Source organism: Alphaproteobacteria bacterium (assembly GCA_020638555.1).
Lineage (GTDB): Bacteria > Pseudomonadota > Alphaproteobacteria > Bin95 > Bin95 > JACKII01.
Genome location: JACKII010000001.1, coordinates 1 through 17,581 on the forward strand (window position 1 = coordinate 1; position 17,581 = coordinate 17,581).

The window sequence follows — 17,581 nt, forward strand, 5'->3', positions numbered from 1 at the left end:
GGCGGTGTCCATCGAGCCTATTTCAGCTCGACCGACGCACCGGCATCCTCAAGCTGCTTTTTCAGCTTTTCGGCCTCGTCCTTGTTGACGGCTTCCTTGACCGGCTTCGGAGCGCCCTCGACCAGGTCCTTGGCCTCCTTCAGGCCCAGGCCGGTGATGGCGCGGACTTCCTTGATGACGTTGATCTTCTTGTCACCGGCGCCGGTGAGGATCACGTCGAACTCGTCCTTTTCCTCGGCGGCGGCCGGGGCAGCGGCGTCGCCGCCGGCAGCGGCCATCATCGGCATCGCCATCGGGGCGGCCGCGGCGGACACGCCCCACTTGTCTTCCAGAAGCTTCGCCAGATCGGCGGCTTCGAGAACGGTCAGGTTGGAAAGGTCTTCAACCAGCTTTTCCAGATCAGCCATGGTTTTGAATCCTATTCAGATCGGTTGCATTGGGTTTCGGTAAGGGATGGGTCGAGCATTCGCATGCGTCGTGCAGCACCACCGCCGGCTCAGCCGCCGGTCGCGCCATAGGCCGCGAACACGCGCGCAAGCTTGGCCTGCGGCGCGCCCACAAGCGTGACCAGCTGCTCTGCCGGCTTCGGCAGCACAGTGACCAGCTTGGTCGCCGGGGCGTTGAGCAGCCCGACGATCTTGGCCCGGAATTCGTCCAGAGACGGCAGCTTGGACAGCTGCTCGACCGCCTGGGCGTCCATGACGCGCTCGCCGATGACGCCGCCGACGATCGAGAACTTGTTGTTCTCGTTCGCATAGGCCACGCACACCTTCGCCGCCGCCACGGGATCGGCCGAAAAGGCCACCGCCGTCGGTCCCTGGAACAGATCCTTCGCGCCCACGAACGGCGTGCCTTCGATCGCAATCTTGGCCAGCCGGTTCTTGGTCACGCGGAAGGTTGCTCCCGCCTCGCGCATTTTGGCACGGAGATTGGTCATCTCCGCCACCGTCATGCCGGACTGTTGCACAACAATGAGCACGCCCATGTCTTTGAGCTGCTCGGAGAACTGCTCGACCAGTTCTTCTTTCTGCTTGCGCAGCACTGGTCTTCACTCCATCCAGAGCACAAGCACCGGGCCAAAGCCCTTATGCCCATGCCGGTTGCACCATGGCCGGACACCGGCGAACCGCCGCCCGACCGTTGACCCGCCCGCCCGGCCGAAGCCTTGCTGGCGGGGGTTCGTCCTGTCCCTCGAGCCAGCCCACCGTTGCCGGTGCGCCGAGGCGAGGCCGATGCTGGCCGAACCCTTGACGCGGGTGCGTCGCAAGCCAACCGATCTAGCCCCTATCTCATGCGGGCGGCGATTAAGCCGGAGGCTCCCCGGGGGGAAGAACCGGCACCCACAATCTCGGACAGGTTGGCCGCCTTGCCTTGCCATCGGAATGGCGCGGCGCCGCGGCCGGACCCGCCACCCAGCCGAAGCCAAATGGCGGAAACTCGTATACGCCTAGGCGTTCGCCGGCTCCACGGAGCGGAAGTCGGCAATGTCGAGGCGGATGCCCGGCCCCATGGTGGAGCTGAGCGCAATCTTCTTCAGATAGACGCCCTTGGCGCCGGACGGCTTCGCCCGGTTGATGGCGTCGACGAATGCGCGGACATTGCCTTCGATCTGGTTCGGGTCGAACGAGATCTTGCCGGCGCCCGCATGGATGATGCCGGCGCGCTCGACGCGGAACTGCACCTGGCCGCCCTTCGCCGCCTGCACGGCCTCGGTCACGTCGTTGGTGACGGTGCCCAGGCGCGGGTTCGGCATCAGGCCGCGGGGACCCAGCACCCGGCCGAGACGGCCGACCACGGCCATCATGTCCGGCGTGGCGATGGCGCGGTCGAAATCGATCGTGCCGCCCTGGATGGTCTCGGCCAGATCCTCGGCCCCGACCACGTCGGCGCCGGCGGCCGTGGCCTCCTCCGCCTTGGCGCCGCGGGCGAACACCGCGACGCGCACGCTCTTGCCGGTGCCATGCGGCAGGTTGACGACGCCGCGGACCTGCTGGTCGGCATGGCGCGGGTCGACGCCCAGATTCATCGACACTTCGACGGTCTCGTCGAACTTCGCCAGCGCCGCACCCTTCAGGAGCGCGATGGCCTCGTCCAGCGAATACAGCTTGTTGCGGTCGACGGCTTCGTTGTTCTTGCGGATGCGCTTACCGATCGCCATTGCCTCAGCCCTCCACCACGGCCAGACCCATGGAACGGGCGGAGCCGCGCAGCATTTCCACGGCGGCATCGACGTCGTTCGCGTTCAGGTCTTTCATTTTCTGCTCGGCAATCTCACGCAACTGGCTGACGGTCACCTGGCCGGAGCGCTCGGTCTTCACGTTCTGGGCACCCTTCTGGATGCCCGCGGCCTTTTTCAGGAAATAGGTCGCCGGCGGCGACTTGGTAACGAAGCTGAAGCTGCGGTCGGCATAGACGGTGATGACGGTCGGAATCGGCATCCCGGCCTCCATCTGCTGCGTCGCGGCGTTGAACGCCTTGCAGAATTCCATGATGTTGACGCCGCGCTGACCCAGCGCCGGCCCGATGGGCGGCGACGGGTTGGCCTTGGCGGCCGGCACCTGCAGCTTGATATAGCCGGTGATTTTCTTTGCCATGCGTTGGTCTCCTTACAAAGCCGCCCGGCCCTGGCAAGGCCGGCGGTGCGCGGTGCGGGCAGGGAGCGGCCCTCCCGCGCGGGATCTTGTGGTCAAACGGCCTTTTCGACCTGGGAATATTCGAGATCGACCGAGGTGGCCCGGCCGAAGATCGAAACGGAAATCTTGAGGCGCGACCGCTCGGCGTCCACCTCCTCGACCAGGCCGTTGAACGAGGCGAACGGGCCGTCGCACACGCGCACCTGCTCGCCCACCTCGTAGATGACGGAGGGCCCGGTGCGCTCCACGCCCTCGGACACCTGGCTGATGATGCGCTGGGCCTCGGACTCGCTGATCGGCACCGGCCGGTTGCCGCCGCCGAGAAAGCCGGTCACCTTGGCCGTGTTCTTGACCAGGTTCCAGGCATGGTCGGTCATGTCCATCTTCACCAGCACATAGCCGGGGAAGAACTTGCTCTCAGCCTTGTATTTCTGGCCGCGGCGGACCTGCACGACTTCCTCGGTCGGCACCAGGACATCCTCGATCTGCTCGCCGATGCCCTGCTTGTCCGCCTGCTCGCGGATCGAGGCTGCGACCTTTTTCTCGAAGCCCGAATAGACGTGGATCACGTACCAGCGCGCCACCATCCCGCTACCCTCCCAGACCGAGGATAAACCGGACGCCGAACGCCAGGGCCTGATCGACGACGAAGAAGAATACCGCCGCAATGGCCACCATCAGGAACACCATCATCGTGGTGATCCCGGTTTCCTTGCGCGTCGGCCAAGTCACCTTGGACGCTTCCTGTCGGACCTGGCGGATAAACTCGCCGGGATTTGCCATAATCGCCAGTGCCTGTTGCCAGCCGGATTGTTCGGTAACGAAGCGGCCTGCCTCGCTTTCGCGCGCGCGCCGCCTTCATACGCAAAGGCCCGCCGCATCTGGCGGGCCTGAGACGAAGCCTTCCATTAGGACAAGGCTTCGTCCGATGTCAACCCCTCATCGCCGGAAAGCGTCGCCGCACCCGGCGGCGGAGAGGTTGGCAGGAGTGGAGGGACTCGAACCCCCAGCCCTCGGTTTTGGAGACCGATGCTCTACCAATTGAGCTACACTCCTGTGGGCACCGGAGCGGCTATTGCTTAGCCGATCCGGCGCCGGAACTCAAGCGAACGCGGCGCCCCTATTCGATGATGGAGGCGACAACGCCGGCGCCGACGGTGCGACCGCCCTCGCGGATAGCGAAACGCAGGCCCTCATCCATGGCGATCGGCGCGATCAGGTTCACCGTCATCGCGATATTGTCGCCCGGCATCACCATTTCCGTGCCTTCCGGAAGCTCCACCGTCCCGGTCACGTCCGTCGTGCGGAAGTAGAACTGCGGACGGTAGTTCGAGAAGAACGGCGTGTGACGACCGCCCTCTTCCTTCGTCAGCACATAGCACTCGCACTTGAACTTCGTGTGCGGCGTGATCGAGCCCGGCTTCGCCAGAACCTGGCCGCGCTCCACGTCCTCGCGGCCGACGCCACGCAGCAGGCAGCCGACATTGTCGCCCGCCTCGCCCTGGTCCAGCAGCTTGCGGAACATTTCCACGCCCGTCACCGTCGTCTTCTGCGTGTCGCGGATGCCGACGATCGCAACTTCCTCGCCGACCTTCACCACGCCCTGCTCGATCCGGCCCGTCACCACCGTGCCGCGCCCCGAGATCGAGAACACGTCCTCGATCGGCATCAGGAACGGACGGTCCTTCGGACGCTCCGGCTGCGGGATGTAGTCGTCCACCGCCCGCATCAGTTCCAGGATCGCGTCATGCCCGATCGCCGGATTGCTGTCCTCCAGCGCCGCCAGCGCCGAGCCCTTCACGATCGGAATGTCGTCGCCCGGAAAGTCGTAGGACGACAGCAGCTCGCGAACCTCGAGCTCCACCAGCTCCAGAAGTTCCTCGTCGTCGACCTGGTCCACCTTGTTCAGGAACACCACCAGCGCCGGAACGCCCACCTGGCGCGCCAGCAGGATGTGCTCCCGCGTCTGCGGCATCGGGCCGTCCGCCGCCGAAACCACCAGGATCGCGCCGTCCATCTGCGCAGCACCCGTGATCATGTTCTTCACATAGTCCGCGTGACCGGGGCAGTCCACGTGCGCGTAGTGCCGGTTCTCGGTCTCGTATTCCACGTGTGCGGTCGAGATCGTGATCCCGCGCGCCTTCTCTTCCGGCGCCTTGTCGATCGCGTCGTACGCCTGGAACGTCGCGCCGCCCGTCTCCGCCAGAACCTTCGTGATCGCCGCCGTCAGCGACGTCTTGCCGTGGTCAACGTGGCCGATCGTGCCGATGTTGCAGTGCGGCTTCGTACGTTCAAACTTTGCCTTCGCCATAGTCCCGCGTCGTTCCTCAGACTCTAGTAGACCAATCACAATTGCACGGCGGCCGATCCGGGCTGGTTTGGCCGCCACATCGGGAGGATGGAGCGGGTGATGGGAATCGAACCCACACGACCAGCTTGGAAGGCTGGGGTTCTACCATTGAACTACACCCGCGCACCTTCAAGCCCGAAGCGGACCATGCCTTCACCGGCGTTCGCCATAGAGGAATGGTGGAGGGGGTTGGATTCGAACCAACGTAGGCGTACGCCAACGGGTTTACAGCCCGTCCCCTTTAGCCACTCGGGCACCCCTCCGACCGCTTCGCCCTCCGCGGGGGAGGCCGAACCGCTATCGCGAGGCGCGAGAGTTATTGCGCTCCCCCCCGAATGTCAACTAGGGAAGGGCCGGCCCGGCCGCTTTTTCCCATCGGCTGAGGCGATCTGTCTGCACCCGCCCGCGTCGGAACCGGTATGCCCAAACCCCCTTCCCGCCCCTCCGGCCGCCCCCAGGGCCGCCGTTCCGGCCCGAACGAGCCGCCGCGCCGCCGCCGCACCGCGCCGCGCGGCCTCTGGCTTTATGGCCGCCATGCGGTGTTCGCCGCCCTCGCCAACCCCAGGCGCCAGGTGGAGCGTGTGGTGGCGACGGCCGAATTCCGGCAACGCTTCGCCAGCGAATGGCCGCGCCCGGTCGCGGTCGAGACCGCCGACCGCGCGCAACTGGACGACCTGCTGGGCCCCGGCGCCGTGCACCAGGGCGTCGCCGCCCGGGTGCTGCCGCTGCCGCTGCTGGCGATCGAGGACCTGATCGCCCACCTGCCCGCGACGGGACCGGCGCAGGTGCTGGTGCTGGACGAGGTCACGGACCCGCGCAATGTCGGCGCCATCCTGCGCTCGGCCGCCGCCTTCGGCGCGGCGGGGGTGGTGGTCACCCGCCACAACGCGGCCGAGGAGACCGGCGCGCTCGCCAAGGCGGCCTCGGGCGCGCTGGACACGCTGGCGGTGGCCGAGGCCGGCAATCTGCGCCGCGACCTGGAGCGGTTGCAGGCGGCGGGCTTCTGGTGCCTGGGGCTGGACCACCCGGCGCCGTCGCTGGTGGGCGCCGCACCGCCGCCGGACCGGCTGGCCTGGGTTCTGGGCGCCGAGGGCCGCGGCCTGCGCCGCCTGACCGCCGAGACCTGCGACGCCCTGGTGGCGATCCCGATCGCCCCCGCCATGGAGAGCCTAAACGTTTCCAATGCGGCGGCGATTGCGCTATACGAATGGTGCCGTTGCCACGGCCTTCCGACAGAGGGCGCGCAGGGGTGACGACCGCTTTCCGGCAGCCGGCTTAGCTCAGTTGGTAGAGCATCTGATTTGTAATCAGAGGGTCGGGGGTTCGAGTCCCTCAGCCGGCACCAATTAAATCAGAGAGTTACCAACATTTGACACGCGGCCATACCCAGAATTTAACTATGGGGTAACGTAAGGGGTAACGAGCAGCACTGCATCGCGCCAGCCTTCTGCCGCTCGAAATTTTATCCGCTGGGGAACCCCGCGTGGGCAGCAATGATTGATCAACGCGTTCATTCGATGTCGCGTTTCGGCCCTGTGCGGAGCTTAACAGCGCACGAGTGGAATGACTGCTTCAGCCTTGAAGCCGGTCGCTAGAGCGGTTGTGGATTTGACTGAGCCGCGAAGGATTCCCGGAGAGGTGTTTTTGTGGTTCAGAGTGAGGGCTGGCGAAGGAGGCCAGTTCGCATGACCTACCGCATCTCCCATGCAACACCAGAGGGTGCACGTGTTGTCGCTATTGCCGAGAGCCTGATCCCGGCACTGCAGGAGCGAGCTGACGCTGCCGACCGGGCCAACAGCATCTGCCCTGAGAATTACCGGGACATGCAGATCTCCGGCCTTGCCGCCGCTTTCGTGCCGGAAAAATTGGGCGGCATTGGCCTGCGCTCCATGCATGACTGGATCCTGACCATCGCAACGTTGGCGAAAGGAGACGGGTCGGCGGCGATTGCGATCAGCATGCATCTCTCCGCGACGCGCGGCCTCGCCGACGTCTACCGCGCCAACCTGCCAGGCTCTGCGCCGCACAAGCGCAGCAAGGGCATCCTCGAGAAAGTCGCCAAAGGCGAGGTCTTAATCTGTTCAACCACTACTGAGCGCGGAAACGACAACCTTCACCCACTGACCGAGGCCTTCACGCACGACCAAGGTTGGCGCATCAATGGCACCAAGCACTTCGTCACCATGTCGCCGGTGGCGACCCACATCGCGACCAACGTACGGATGCGCGACGACACAGGCGATCATATCACCAACGTCCTCTTTCCGATGACGACGCCCGGTGTCCGCCAGCACGGCAATTGGGACGCTCTCGGCATGCGAGCCTCCGGCAGCCAATCCGTCAGTTTCGACGACTGCATTGTGCCAGCGGACGCGCTCCGCAAGATCGGCCCTTGGGGGCGGTGGAGCATCCCGGTTCTCGTGAACCGCACTCTGGCCAACATGCCGCTGGTTGGCGCGTTCCTTGGTCTCGCGGAGGCGGCGATTTTGCCATCGTCCAGCCATGCGCCAGTGAGGCGCGTTCCTTGGTCTCGCGGAGGCGGCCTTTGACTATGCGTTGGATCACCAGCGCAAGGCGCGGGGCGCAGCGGACCGCGCCGGCGTTCCGCACGCACTGGCCGAGATGGAGATCTTACTCGCCGCTTCGCAAAGCATTTTGGCCCGTATGGGGGAGCAACTCGACGCCTTCATGACAGAGAGGCATGGCCGCGCCGACATAACCTGGGAGCAAGGGCACGAGTTGATGAAGGACTATCAAACCGCCAAATGGGTGGTGAACCGCAACGCCATTCAGATCGTCAGCCAGGCAATGGACCTGTTCGGCGGCGGAGGTTTCATGGCCGGCAACCGGCTATCTCGCCTCTACCGCGACGTCCGCGCCGGCCCGTTCATGCAGCCGTTCTCTCCTGTTGACGCGCGGGAGTATGTTGGCAAGGTTCTGCTGGACGCTTATCCGGAGCGGTAGGTCAAGCTTTGGTCCACCGTCGTGTCAACGGTATCCAAGGGCGAACGTCGACGATGGCTTTGGTCAGCGCCGCCACAACCGACAGGCAGAGCACCGCTTTCGACACGGTCCCCATCGTCCCCTCGATCAGCATGGCATGCACCACGCTGCCCATGACGATCACGACCGCTAGACTCATGTGAAGCAAGCGCCAAACTGGAGCCCGCAGGCGCAGGCGCCGACGGAATGCGGTGATCAGTGCGGTGGCAAACACCGTCCACATTGCAACCACTCCCCATACTGAGAACGGCGTTGGCGAGCGGAACAGCAGCACGTCGATCACGTCCGGTGGGCTGGTCACCCAAAGGGCACCAACATGGATTACCACCGCAGTGACCAGCCCGCTTCCGACCCACTTGTGCCACCTTCGTCCGGTCCGACTGGGCAGATCCGGCAGGTAGCCGCCCGCGAGCAACGGCTGCAATAGCAGCAACCCCATCGCCACAATGCCCGCAAAGCCCGCCGCGATATAAATGGGGTCTCGCCAAGCAAGCAGCGGGCTTCCCGCTGCTACAGCAATCGGTATGACAATAGCTGCCACAAGGGCCGCCCAGATCAGGGTCGTCCGCGCCACGCTCACAACCGACCCTGCCGAGATTAGACCGCCCTCAGCACGAAATGTGTGCGTAGGCTGGTGTCACCGGAACTCTGCATGACGGGGCGAAGGAAGACGGTCTCGAAATTAAGATCATCGTACTCCGCATCGTAGGCGAGGTGACCGTGCGGCTGGCCGAAGGCCGGTACGATTTGTGGCATGTCCATGCGGAATTCGCCGTTCGCATCGGTCAGCGTTGCGCCATGGCTGCGCGCGTCGCGTTCGTACCCTTCCGTTGTGTGCGCCCAGATCTGGATGCGAATCCCTTCCAGCGGCGCACCGTCGCCCGCCCGCCGAACCGTCCCGGACATTGTGAAGCCGCCGCCACCGATTCGCTCCACAATCGGCGCACCAGGGCGGTAATTGTTGGCCCCACCCCGCATGGTCGGTGTAGGCGCCAGGCCCTTCGCCTGTGCCGGTACAAGCAGGCCCGAGGCGCCTGACGTGAGGATTGCCCCAGTGGCGACAGCGCTCCCGACAAGAAGGGCACGACGGGTCTGCAGGGACGAGGTCATATCGGACTTTCCTTCTGCTGCTTGCGGGCGGAGAGAACTTGATGCGGACGCCAGCGCTCGTAGTAGTTAAGCTAACAAGATAATGTAGGGAGTGAGCGCATAGCATAAAGTGCATCGACGTAGCGTTGTCAGATTAAATTTACGCAGTCTGACTTAATCTAAACCGGGTGCTTTAAAGCGGGGTGGCCTGAACACTTGCAGGGGGTAGGCCACAAACTAAGGATTGAGCGTCCGGGCTACACGGAAACCTATCATCTCGTTTCTTCTGTGTGGTGTTTTAGGTGCGCTCGCCGGCTGTTGTCGCTTCAACCCAGATTGCTTTGACGTTGCCCCGATCATTTCTCGGTGGCGCCTCGGGTTGCCGCGGAGGCTTACCCTGTTAGTGAAGAGTTGGATGTCCGTCGTCAGAGTTTTTCGGACTTCGATTGCGTTTTGGTAACGGAGGCTCTGGTTCGCTTTTTGGGATCAGTTTAGGCTGAGCCTCCCCCACTGAAATGGTCCACCATAATGTTCAGGGAGGCGGAGGATTGAGCTTCTCCCCGTCTGAGGTCCGGGCGTTATGAGAGGTGGTCCTGGTCGTTTGGACAGGTTGGCAGCGTTGCTAAGGTGTATCCCGCTTGCTGATCAGGCTGCCAAAATCCCATTGATAAATTTTTGTTGCTGCTGGGCCTGTGGAGATGTGGGCAAGGCGTCAGTCTTGTCCATCATATCCAGCAGGCCGGTTTCATACGCTTCTGCCGGTGTCCGGCCGTCAAGGGCTGAGTGCGGGCGGGTGGCATTGTAGAAAGTCAGCCACTCGCCGATGACGCGCCTTGCGGCAAAGCCGTCGGCAATCTCGTGCAGGTAGATAGCCTCGTATTTCAGCGACCGCCAGAGGCGCTCGATGAACACGTTGTCGAGCCAGCGGCCGCGCCCGTCCATGCTGATCCGGATCTCGTGCGCCTGCAGAAGGCCGGTGAAATCGGAACTGGTGAACTGGCTGCCCTGGTCGGTATTGAAGATCTCCGGCTTGCCGTAGCGCGTCAGCGCTTCGTCCAGTGCTTCGACGCAAAAGTCGGCGTGCATGGTATTCGACAGCCGCCACGACAGCACCCTGCGGGAGTGCCAATCCATGATCGCCACCAGATACAGGAACCCGCGTTGGACAGGGATGTAGGTGATGTCGCTGCACCAAGCCTGGTTCGGGCGGCCAATGACCAGGTCTTTGAGAAGATACGGATAGATCCGATGCTCCGGATGTGGCTCGCTGGTCTTCGGCGCCTGGTAGATCGCCTGCAGGCCCATCAATCGCATCAGCCGGCGAACCCGATGCCGGCCGACCGGGTGCCCGTCCCGGCGTAATTGGCGCATGATCTGCCGGCTGCCATAGAAGGGACAGGCCAGGTAGATCTCGTCGATCCGCCGCATCAACGCCAGCGTCTCCGCATTGGCAGGCCGCGGGCGGTAGTACAGCGACGACCGACTGATCGCCACCAGACGGCATTGCCGGCTCAGGCTCAACTTGGGATGGTCGGGCTCGATCATGGCCTGGCGAACGTCCCGGCTCATCGCTTGAGCCCTCGTGCCAAAAAATCCCGTTCCACCGTCAATTCGCCGATCTTCGCGTGCAGATCGCGAACAGCCGCCTCATGATCCCGCTCCGTCTTTTCGGCCTTGTCCGAAAACACACCGCTCAGGCCATCGACCGCCTGCTTCTTCCAGGTGCTCACCTGGTTGGGATGCACGCCGTACTTTGCAGCGATGTCCTGGATCGGACGTTCACCCCGCAGCGCTTCCAGCGCAACCTTGGCCTTGAACTCACCCGTAAATCGGCGACGCTTCGCCATACTTGGTTCCTCCGATGCTCGGTGGAACACACCTTAAGCCCTTGTCCAACTTTTCGGGACCAGCTCTCCTGCCCGAAATTATCGATCACTTCCTGGGTCCGAACATCAGCTTCAACGCTCCCGCCGTCCACCCGCGCCACCTGACTCTCAGAGAGGTTCAGGTCCGCCTGCAGGCGCTCTGCGAGCCAGGAGACAGTGGCGATTCGCTCAGAGAAGATAACGAGCCGGTCTCGCAGGGCTTTTCCGGTCCAGCGTAGGTCACGCAGCATCTGGATTAAATCCTGATACTTGGTGAAGGCGGCCGTATCGATCGCGGCCACATGATCTGCGAGCGCCTTGAGCCGCTCCCGATCCTCTTCCGTCCCGCGGGCGGTACCGTTCTCAATCCCGCGGATGCGGCGGGTGAGCGTTTCGAGGCAGGCGGCTGGGCTCGAGAAGATCGCCTTGGCTAGCGTAGTCCGAAATAGGTCGATGGCGCGGCTTCGGGTTGATTGTTCATCGAGGTCTAATTGAAGCTCGGCAATCGACTGATAGGCGATCTCTTCTTCCGTGCTCAGCGGGAAATTTCGGCGGATCAGTTCTCGCTTTGGCACTTGCTGTCCGATATCCGCCGCGACGTTCTTGTCCGACCGAAACCTTCTGACCACCAAATCCTCGATATCCGATCGGTGCAGCCGGGTCGGGTCAGGAACCCGAGTCGGGTCCAGCATTTCGATCAGGCTGGCGAAGCTTTCCTGGGACCCGTCATGTGGTGTGGCGGTCAACAAAAGCAGAGAATCGGTCCGGCGGGACAGGAGTTGGGCAAGTTCGGCACGTTGAGACTTTAACCCAACGGCCGCCTTCCGTGCCGCCGCATTATGCGCCTCGTCAATGATGATCAAATCCCAATAGGAGTGCTTGATTGCATCTCGAATTTGAGCGTCTCGTTTCAGTGTGTCGATTGAAACAATAGAGCGATCGAACTGATCGAACACGTTGTAATGCGCAGGAATCCTGTTCCGCATCCGCCGTATAGCTGCGCTATCGAGACGAGACAGCGGGATCGAGAACCGGGTCCAGAACTCCTTCTGAAACTGAGTGAGCATAGCCCGGGTTGTGACGACAAGGATTCGGTCTGCTCGGCCACGCAGCGCCAGTTCAGAAGTGATCAGTCCCGCCTCGAGGGTTTTCCCGAGGCCGACATCATCGGCAATGAGCAAGCGAACCCGATCCTGCGCCAAAGCGCGCTCTACAGGCAGGTGCTGGAATGTCAGGTCATCTATCGCGGCGCGCCCCAAAGTCAGCGGCTGGCGGGTTGTCGTGGGTGTATTTCTGAATGCCGCCTCCAGATGAAGCTTTGTGTCTATGAGTCCTGATGACGTGTCGGAAACAAGGCGCACCGCGGCAGGATCCAGGATCCGTGTGTCTTTTTCTAAGTCCCAGACGAAACGAGCTTCCTTGTCTCGAACAAGGCCTGAAAGTCCACGGCAATGGATTTCACGATATCCCTGTTTGAGCATTGAGGTGCCCAGCACTTTCCAAGTGACCGAGCGCAATTGGATGACATGGCCTGGCTGAGGTACTGAACTCATGCTGTGGCTCCTGGTAACGCTTCGCGGTTCAGCAGATGATCTGTTGGTCCCCCCTGGCGACGGGACCGGTGTCAAGGCCGAGGCTCTTGAGCGCGGAGTAGAGCAGCGCCTTTCGCACCGAGACCTCGGCTTTTCTACCCTTCATGCTGTAAGTCGAGAGCTATGACTTCCTGCTGCGTCTCCCGCAGCTCGGGGTGCGGTCTGATCGCGCTGGATGCTTGGTGCACTGATATTCCGAACTGACCCATCAGATCGCTGACCTGCTTCCCGAGAATTGGGCCGTCCTGAACTGGAATTTTCCACCAGTTTCCCAGTCAGGAAGGAGGAAGGTTCCATGAAGCGATCGAAGTTCACGGATGCGCAGGGGGCAGGGTCAGGGCCTGCGTACGAATTCGGCACGAATAGCAATTTGCAGTCCCACCAACAGTAGAAACACAGAAATAAAGCTCACCACACCTCGCCGCACCGTCCAAAATCGATTATAGCTCTATGCATCATCAGTTAGGGATGCATCCGGACGCGGCCAAAGTGTCTTGGCGGTTTGAAGCAGCACCTCTCCTCGACTCAAAATATCATGCTCGTCCCATTTACTGTGCTCGCGTTCGCGAAATGGCGCATTGAGCCGAAGATCACTGAGGTTCCCAATCTCCCGCGCCTTGTCCTTAAATGGACCGTTGCTGATTGACGTATTCAGCGGACCAGTCAGAAGTGTCAGATTACCGACCGTGTGTAAAAGACGTTGGCGTCGCTGCTCCGTCGTCTCCTCTCCGTTGAGGGGAAGATCATTTGGCAACGGATAATGCGCCTCCCATTCTTGAGGCAAGAGGTGCTCTACCGTTAGCTGCTCCGGTAAGACAAATGTTTCTGATTTGCTTGTTCGGAGCGCCTCGTTGAGGGCCCGAAGGATCATAGCGCTCCTGTCGGAACGTGATTTCACATAGAGGGGCGTATTAAGCCAGCCATAACGAAAGGCCTGGTCCGACGGCCATAGGACAGTCGGCTCGTTCGATTTAAGCAATTCAGCACGCGCCACTTTGGCCATGTCTTCTGCCCGTTCGCTGGCCCGTTTGAGACGACGAAGCAGGCTTAGAAAGAAGCGGTTGTAGTTCTTTGTGGTCATCTGACATATGAAGCGTCTCACCAAGTAGGACTCAAGATCGGCTATAATTCTATCTCGCGCATCAGGACTAAGTCGCTCAGGGGTCAGTTCCATTAAAAGAAGCAAGATGGGGTGGACCGTACTGGTATCGAGTGATCGCAACCGGCGTGCAAAGACCGACACGCGGTCAATGCCCTGCGGTAGGATTAGTCGAGCGAAATGGTCGCTGTGGCTCTTCAGGCTGGCGAGGTAATCTTCAGTCGTAGCCTGGGAGTTGGCATACCAGTCGCGAAATTCGCGAAAAAGCCGACCAATATTGAGATCGCGTTCGGTACGCACTGTCAAATCATGGAAGACAAACAAGTCGATGCGGGGCCGCGTCAGCCGGCCCTGGCGCTCGATCAAATGCCAAAACCGGTCTTCGCCTCGGGCATCCCGTTCATCAACTCGGCGCTCATCAAAATGCTGCCAATAACTTGTATAGAGACTGTCAATATCCTTGCCCTTACCAGACGCATCCAGAAAGACGGTGTTACGAATGAGATCCGACGGCAGGAGCGGCTGGCCCCGGGCATTCAGGGTCTCGAAAATAACCTGCGGGTCATCGCGCTCTTCCAACTCTATAACCACGACTTGGAGTGTCGTTTTGAGTGCATGAAGGATGGCGTAAAGTCTGTCCGCCCGCGAAGAGACCTGCAGAGCTTCAGCCTCGCCTACGTCTTCACCGCCATCCTCTGCCCCGCTGACGAACCCTGAAATGGAATCATAAAAAAAGCTGTAGGCTTCGGCCAGTTTAGGGAGTGGGATCTTGCCCCCGTCCGGACCTGTGCCGAGCCTAGCCTTAACATTCTGGATGGAACCGGCGGTCATCACGGTCTTGAAGACTGCGCGATCGGCATTTGTTGGCCAAACCTTCAGCCGCTCTTCCGACTCGGAGTCGCGCACCGGATTGAAGGTAAGGCGGCTGGCGTCATCAGCCACTTCATCTCTCACAGCCTCAGCGAAATCGCGGAGCGCCGCTAGAAACACTTGGAGCGTAGTAAGGCGCTGCTGGCCATCGATGACCTCGGAGCGGGCAAGACCGCGGCCGAAAACCTTGGCCACGTTAAAAACCACGGCGCCCAGGAAATGGCTTGTCGTTGCCTGCCTTTGTTCCTTCAAGGCGACCAAGCAATTGCGTGCCTGACGCTCAATATCCTCCCACAAGGGCTCCCATTGATCTTCGAGTGTCCACACATAAGCGGTAAGCGATGCGCACGCCCCACGTTGCTGATTGTGTGATTGAGCGGTTGAACGATCCTGATGAGAAGGATCGTGAGATGAAACGTTTCGACCAAAACGACATCGGTTTGTTAGACGACGTTCGCGACCGTGTTTCGCGAATGGAGGTTCTGGAGGGACCGACGGGCCGTCGGTCTTGGCCGGACGATGTGAAGGCACGGATCGTGGCCGAGAGTTTCGAGTCTGGAGCGCGGGTGTGCGATGTGGCGCGGCGCCATGGGCTGGCGCCCCAGCATCTCTCCACCTGGCGGGGCCTGGCGCGCAAGGGAAAGCTCGACGTCGCCATTGGGCCAGAGGATATGCCGGCTTTCTCGGCACTCGAGATTTTGGACGACGAGGCTTCGGCATGTTCGACGCCGATCGAGATCGAGGCCGACGGCATCACGATCCGTCTCGGCGCCGACACGCCGGCCGATCGGATCGCCGAGATCGCCGCCGCCTTGCGCCTCGCCCGGTGATCGTTCCCTTCCAGGCGGTCAAGATCGTGATCGCAACCAAGCCCGTGGACTTCCGCAAGGGCCATGACGGGCTTGCCGCCTATGTCGAGAAGGAACTCGGGCTGAAGGCGCATTCCGGGATCGTCGTGGTCTTTCGTGCCAAGCGCGCCGACCGGATCAAGGTCCTGGTCTGGGATGGAAACGGGCTCGTGCTGACCTACAAGCGGCTGGAGGCGGGGAAGTTCGCCTGGCCGGCGATCAAGGACGGTGTGATGCGGCTTTCGAAGGCGCAGTTCGAGGCCCTGTTCGAAGGGCTCGACTGGCGCCGGGTGCATGGCCGGCGGGTGCGCCCGCCGGTTGCGACGGAGTGATTCAGGCGGCATCTCAAAGGCCGTCGGCCGGCGATCTGGCAGTATAATCCATGGCATGTCAGCTGCCCCAAGCGATCTCGATTTGAGCGTCCTGCCGCCGGAATACCGGGCGGCTTTTGAAACGCTGCAGACACAGATTGCCGCCCTGAGCTCGGACAATTCCGCCCTGGCGGTATCGAACCGGCGTCTTGAAGCGCTGATCAAGGAATTGCGTCATGCGCTGCACGGCCGGAAATCGGAGAAGCTGACAGTAGACGAGCGTCAGCTTGCGTTCGAAGATCTGGAGACTGCGGTGGCAGAGGTCGAAACCGCGTCGGCAGCAGCCCACGCGACGCCTTCAGCGTCGCGCCCAAGACCGGCGGCTGTCAACCGCAACATCGGTAACCTGCCAGAGCATCTGCCTCGGATCGAGGAGATCATCGAGCCGGAGAGCCTCGAATGCCCCTGCGGTTGCGGGGCCATGCACCGGATCGGCGAAGACCGCACGGAGCGGCTCGACATTGTGCCGGCCCAGTTGCGCGTGATCGTGACCATCCGGCCGAAATACGCCTGCCGGATCTGCACCGACGGCGTGAGACAGGCGCCGGCGCGACCCTGGCTGATCGAAGGCGCGTTGCCCACGGAGGGCGCGATCGCCCACGTGCTGGTCTCGAAATATGCCGACCACTGTCCGCTTTATCGCCAATCCCAAATCCTGGCGCGTTCGGGCATTCAAATCGACCGCTCAACGCTGGCAGGATGGGTCGGCAAGGCAGCCTTCCACCTCGGCCCTGTCGTCGATCGTCTGGCCGAGCACCTGAAACGGTCGACCAAACTCTTTATGGACGAGACCACGGCGCCGGTCTTGGACCCAGGCAAGGGCAGAACCAAGACCGGATATTTTTGGACGCTGGCCCGCGACGATCGCCGCTGGGGCGGCCCGGACCCACCGGGCGTCGTCTACTTCTACGCACCCGGCCGCGGCGGCGGACATGCCGAGACCTTCCTGGACGGCTTCGACGGCATTCTCCAGATCGACGGCTATGCCGGCTACAACCGGCTCACTCGACTGTCGCGCAAGGGCGGCACTCCGCTCACTGTCGCCCACTGCTGGGCGCATGCGCGGCGCAAGCTCCGCGAGGTCTTCGAACGCGACGGCTCGGCCATCGCCCGCGAAGGGCTCGAGCGCATCGCCGGGTTCTACGAGATCGAAGACGAGATCCGCGGCACCGATGCCGGCCACCGCCTGGCCGTCCGTCAAGCACGAACGGCGCACCTGGTCGCCAACTTCCGGGAATGGCTGAACGCTGCCCGCGCGCGGGTGTCTGCAAAATCGCGCCTGGGTGAAAAGCTCGGCTACATCCACCGCCATTGGGACGGGCTGCAGACCTTCCTGACCGACGGCCGCGTCGAGATCGACTCCAATGCCGTCGAGAACCTTGTGCGCCCGATTGCCCTCAACAGAAAGAACGCACTCTTCGCCGGCCACGACGAGGGCGCCAAGGCCTGGGGCCGGATTGCCTCCCTGATCGAAACGGCAAAGATCAACGGTGTCGAACCGTTCGCCTATCTGAAAGGGACACTCGAAGCCATCGCGGGCGGCCACCCCAACGACCGCCTCGACGAGCTCTTGCCCTGGAATTGGACACCTACGTCAAGCTGATTGCTACGTGGGCGCACGCATCGCTTACCATAAGCGCGCTGAAAGAGCGGAACAGTGTAACGCCGTTCCTTCTCGAATATTTCGTGGATCGTCAGTGTTGCCGGCTGCATCGTTCCCCCGCTTAAGTGGCCGCATCTGCGTTCTCATGTCGGTGGTCAGGGCTTTTGGAACGGTCAAATTGCTGAGATAGGAGAGTGTTAGCCCATCAAGTGGTACATGCTATGCGGCGACGTGGCGATGTTGCAAGCGAAGGTGTTC

16 protein-coding genes, 4 tRNA genes and 1 pseudogene are annotated in these 17,581 nt (G+C 62.2%); 7 read left to right on the forward strand and 14 right to left on the reverse strand.

The window, feature by feature from the left end; all coding sequences use genetic code 11:
• Positions 1-17 precede the first annotated feature (17 nt).
• The 10 genes from rplL to H6844_00050 all read right to left on the reverse strand — a co-directional run bounded on the left by rplL (position 18) and on the right by H6844_00050 (position 5,246).
• Entirely contained in the window at positions 18-407 is a 390-nt protein-coding gene (gene rplL / locus H6844_00005) for a 50S ribosomal protein L7/L12 (GenBank protein ID MCB9927792.1), read from the reverse strand.
• 89 nt (positions 408-496) lie between these two features.
• Entirely contained in the window at positions 497-1,042 is a 546-nt protein-coding gene (rplJ, locus tag H6844_00010) for a 50S ribosomal protein L10 (protein MCB9927793.1), read from the reverse strand.
• A gap of 405 nt (positions 1,043-1,447) precedes the next feature.
• Positions 1,448-2,152: a 50S ribosomal protein L1 gene (gene rplA / locus H6844_00015; GenBank protein MCB9927794.1), complete on the reverse strand. Its 705-nt coding sequence runs from the start codon at positions 2,150-2,152 to the stop codon at positions 1,448-1,450.
• 10 nt (positions 2,153-2,162) lie between these two features.
• Positions 2,163-2,594 carry a 50S ribosomal protein L11 gene (gene rplK, locus H6844_00020; protein MCB9927795.1) on the reverse strand — a complete coding sequence of 144 codons (432 nt, stop codon included), beginning with the start codon at positions 2,592-2,594 and terminating at the stop codon, positions 2,163-2,165.
• A gap of 92 nt (positions 2,595-2,686) precedes the next feature.
• Positions 2,687-3,220 carry a transcription termination/antitermination protein NusG gene (gene nusG / locus H6844_00025; GenBank protein MCB9927796.1) on the reverse strand — a complete coding sequence of 178 codons (534 nt, stop codon included), beginning with the start codon at positions 3,218-3,220 and terminating at the stop codon, positions 2,687-2,689.
• A gap of 4 nt (positions 3,221-3,224) precedes the next feature.
• Positions 3,225-3,416 carry a preprotein translocase subunit SecE gene (gene secE, locus H6844_00030; protein ID MCB9927797.1) on the reverse strand — a complete coding sequence of 64 codons (192 nt, stop codon included), beginning with the start codon at positions 3,414-3,416 and terminating at the stop codon, positions 3,225-3,227.
• Between the two features lie 197 nt (positions 3,417-3,613).
• Positions 3,614-3,689 (reverse strand) — tRNA-Trp (locus H6844_00035).
• Between the two features lie 64 nt (positions 3,690-3,753).
• Positions 3,754-4,944 (reverse strand): elongation factor Tu, encoded by a 1,191-nt coding sequence (tuf, locus tag H6844_00040; protein ID MCB9927798.1) that lies wholly within the window; start codon positions 4,942-4,944, stop codon positions 3,754-3,756.
• Between the two features lie 88 nt (positions 4,945-5,032).
• Positions 5,033-5,106, reverse strand: a tRNA-Gly gene (locus H6844_00045).
• Positions 5,107-5,160: 54 nt separating this feature from the next.
• Positions 5,161-5,246 (reverse strand) — tRNA-Tyr (locus H6844_00050).
• A 156-nt stretch (positions 5,247-5,402) separates the two neighbouring features.
• Between H6844_00050 and rlmB the strand changes: the two genes are divergently transcribed.
• From rlmB to H6844_00070, 4 genes are all read left to right on the forward strand, one after another.
• Complete coding sequence (rlmB, locus tag H6844_00055) at positions 5,403-6,236, forward strand: 23S rRNA (guanosine(2251)-2'-O)-methyltransferase RlmB (protein MCB9927799.1); 834 nt, start codon at positions 5,403-5,405, stop codon at positions 6,234-6,236.
• 16 nt (positions 6,237-6,252) lie between these two features.
• Positions 6,253-6,328, forward strand: a tRNA-Thr gene (locus H6844_00060).
• Between the two features lie 340 nt (positions 6,329-6,668).
• Entirely contained in the window at positions 6,669-7,532 is an 864-nt protein-coding gene (locus H6844_00065) for an acyl-CoA/acyl-ACP dehydrogenase (protein ID MCB9927800.1), read from the forward strand.
• A gap of 7 nt (positions 7,533-7,539) precedes the next feature.
• On the forward strand, positions 7,540-7,947 hold the full coding sequence (locus H6844_00070) for a hypothetical protein (protein ID MCB9927801.1): 408 nt from the start codon (positions 7,540-7,542) through the stop codon (positions 7,945-7,947).
• Position 7,948: 1 nt separating this feature from the next.
• On the opposite strand, the gene H6844_00075 is transcribed toward H6844_00070, so the two are convergent.
• The 4 genes and pseudogenes from H6844_00075 to H6844_00090 form a co-directional block, all read right to left on the reverse strand.
• Positions 7,949-8,566, reverse strand: coding sequence for a ferric reductase-like transmembrane domain-containing protein (locus tag H6844_00075; protein ID MCB9927802.1), 618 nt, complete (start codon positions 8,564-8,566; stop codon positions 7,949-7,951).
• A 17-nt stretch (positions 8,567-8,583) separates the two neighbouring features.
• A complete protein-coding gene (locus H6844_00080) occupies positions 8,584-9,096 on the reverse strand; it encodes a twin-arginine translocation pathway signal (GenBank protein ID MCB9927803.1) in 513 nt (170 codons plus the stop codon).
• A gap of 723 nt (positions 9,097-9,819) precedes the next feature.
• Positions 9,820-10,922 (reverse strand): annotated as a pseudogene (locus H6844_00085) (IS3 family transposase).
• A gap of 2,058 nt (positions 10,923-12,980) precedes the next feature.
• A complete protein-coding gene (locus H6844_00090; GenBank protein MCB9927804.1) occupies positions 12,981-14,798 on the reverse strand; it encodes a DUF262 domain-containing protein in 1,818 nt (605 codons plus the stop codon).
• 113 nt (positions 14,799-14,911) lie between these two features.
• Between H6844_00090 and H6844_00095 the strand changes: the two genes are divergently transcribed.
• The 3 genes from H6844_00095 to H6844_00105 are packed head-to-tail and all read left to right on the forward strand — an operon-like array spanning position 14,912 to position 17,323.
• The gene (locus H6844_00095; protein MCB9927805.1) at positions 14,912-15,331 is read left to right on the forward strand and encodes a transposase; all 420 of its coding nucleotides are present in this window, start codon (positions 14,912-14,914) and stop codon (positions 15,329-15,331) included.
• Entirely contained in the window at positions 15,220-15,681 is a 462-nt protein-coding gene (tnpB, locus tag H6844_00100; protein MCB9927806.1) for an IS66 family insertion sequence element accessory protein TnpB, read from the forward strand. The genes H6844_00095 and tnpB overlap by 112 nt, the downstream gene beginning before the upstream one ends.
• A gap of 55 nt (positions 15,682-15,736) precedes the next feature.
• Entirely contained in the window at positions 15,737-17,323 is a 1,587-nt protein-coding gene (locus H6844_00105) for an IS66 family transposase (protein MCB9927807.1), read from the forward strand.
• Positions 17,324-17,581: the final 258 nt, after the last annotated feature.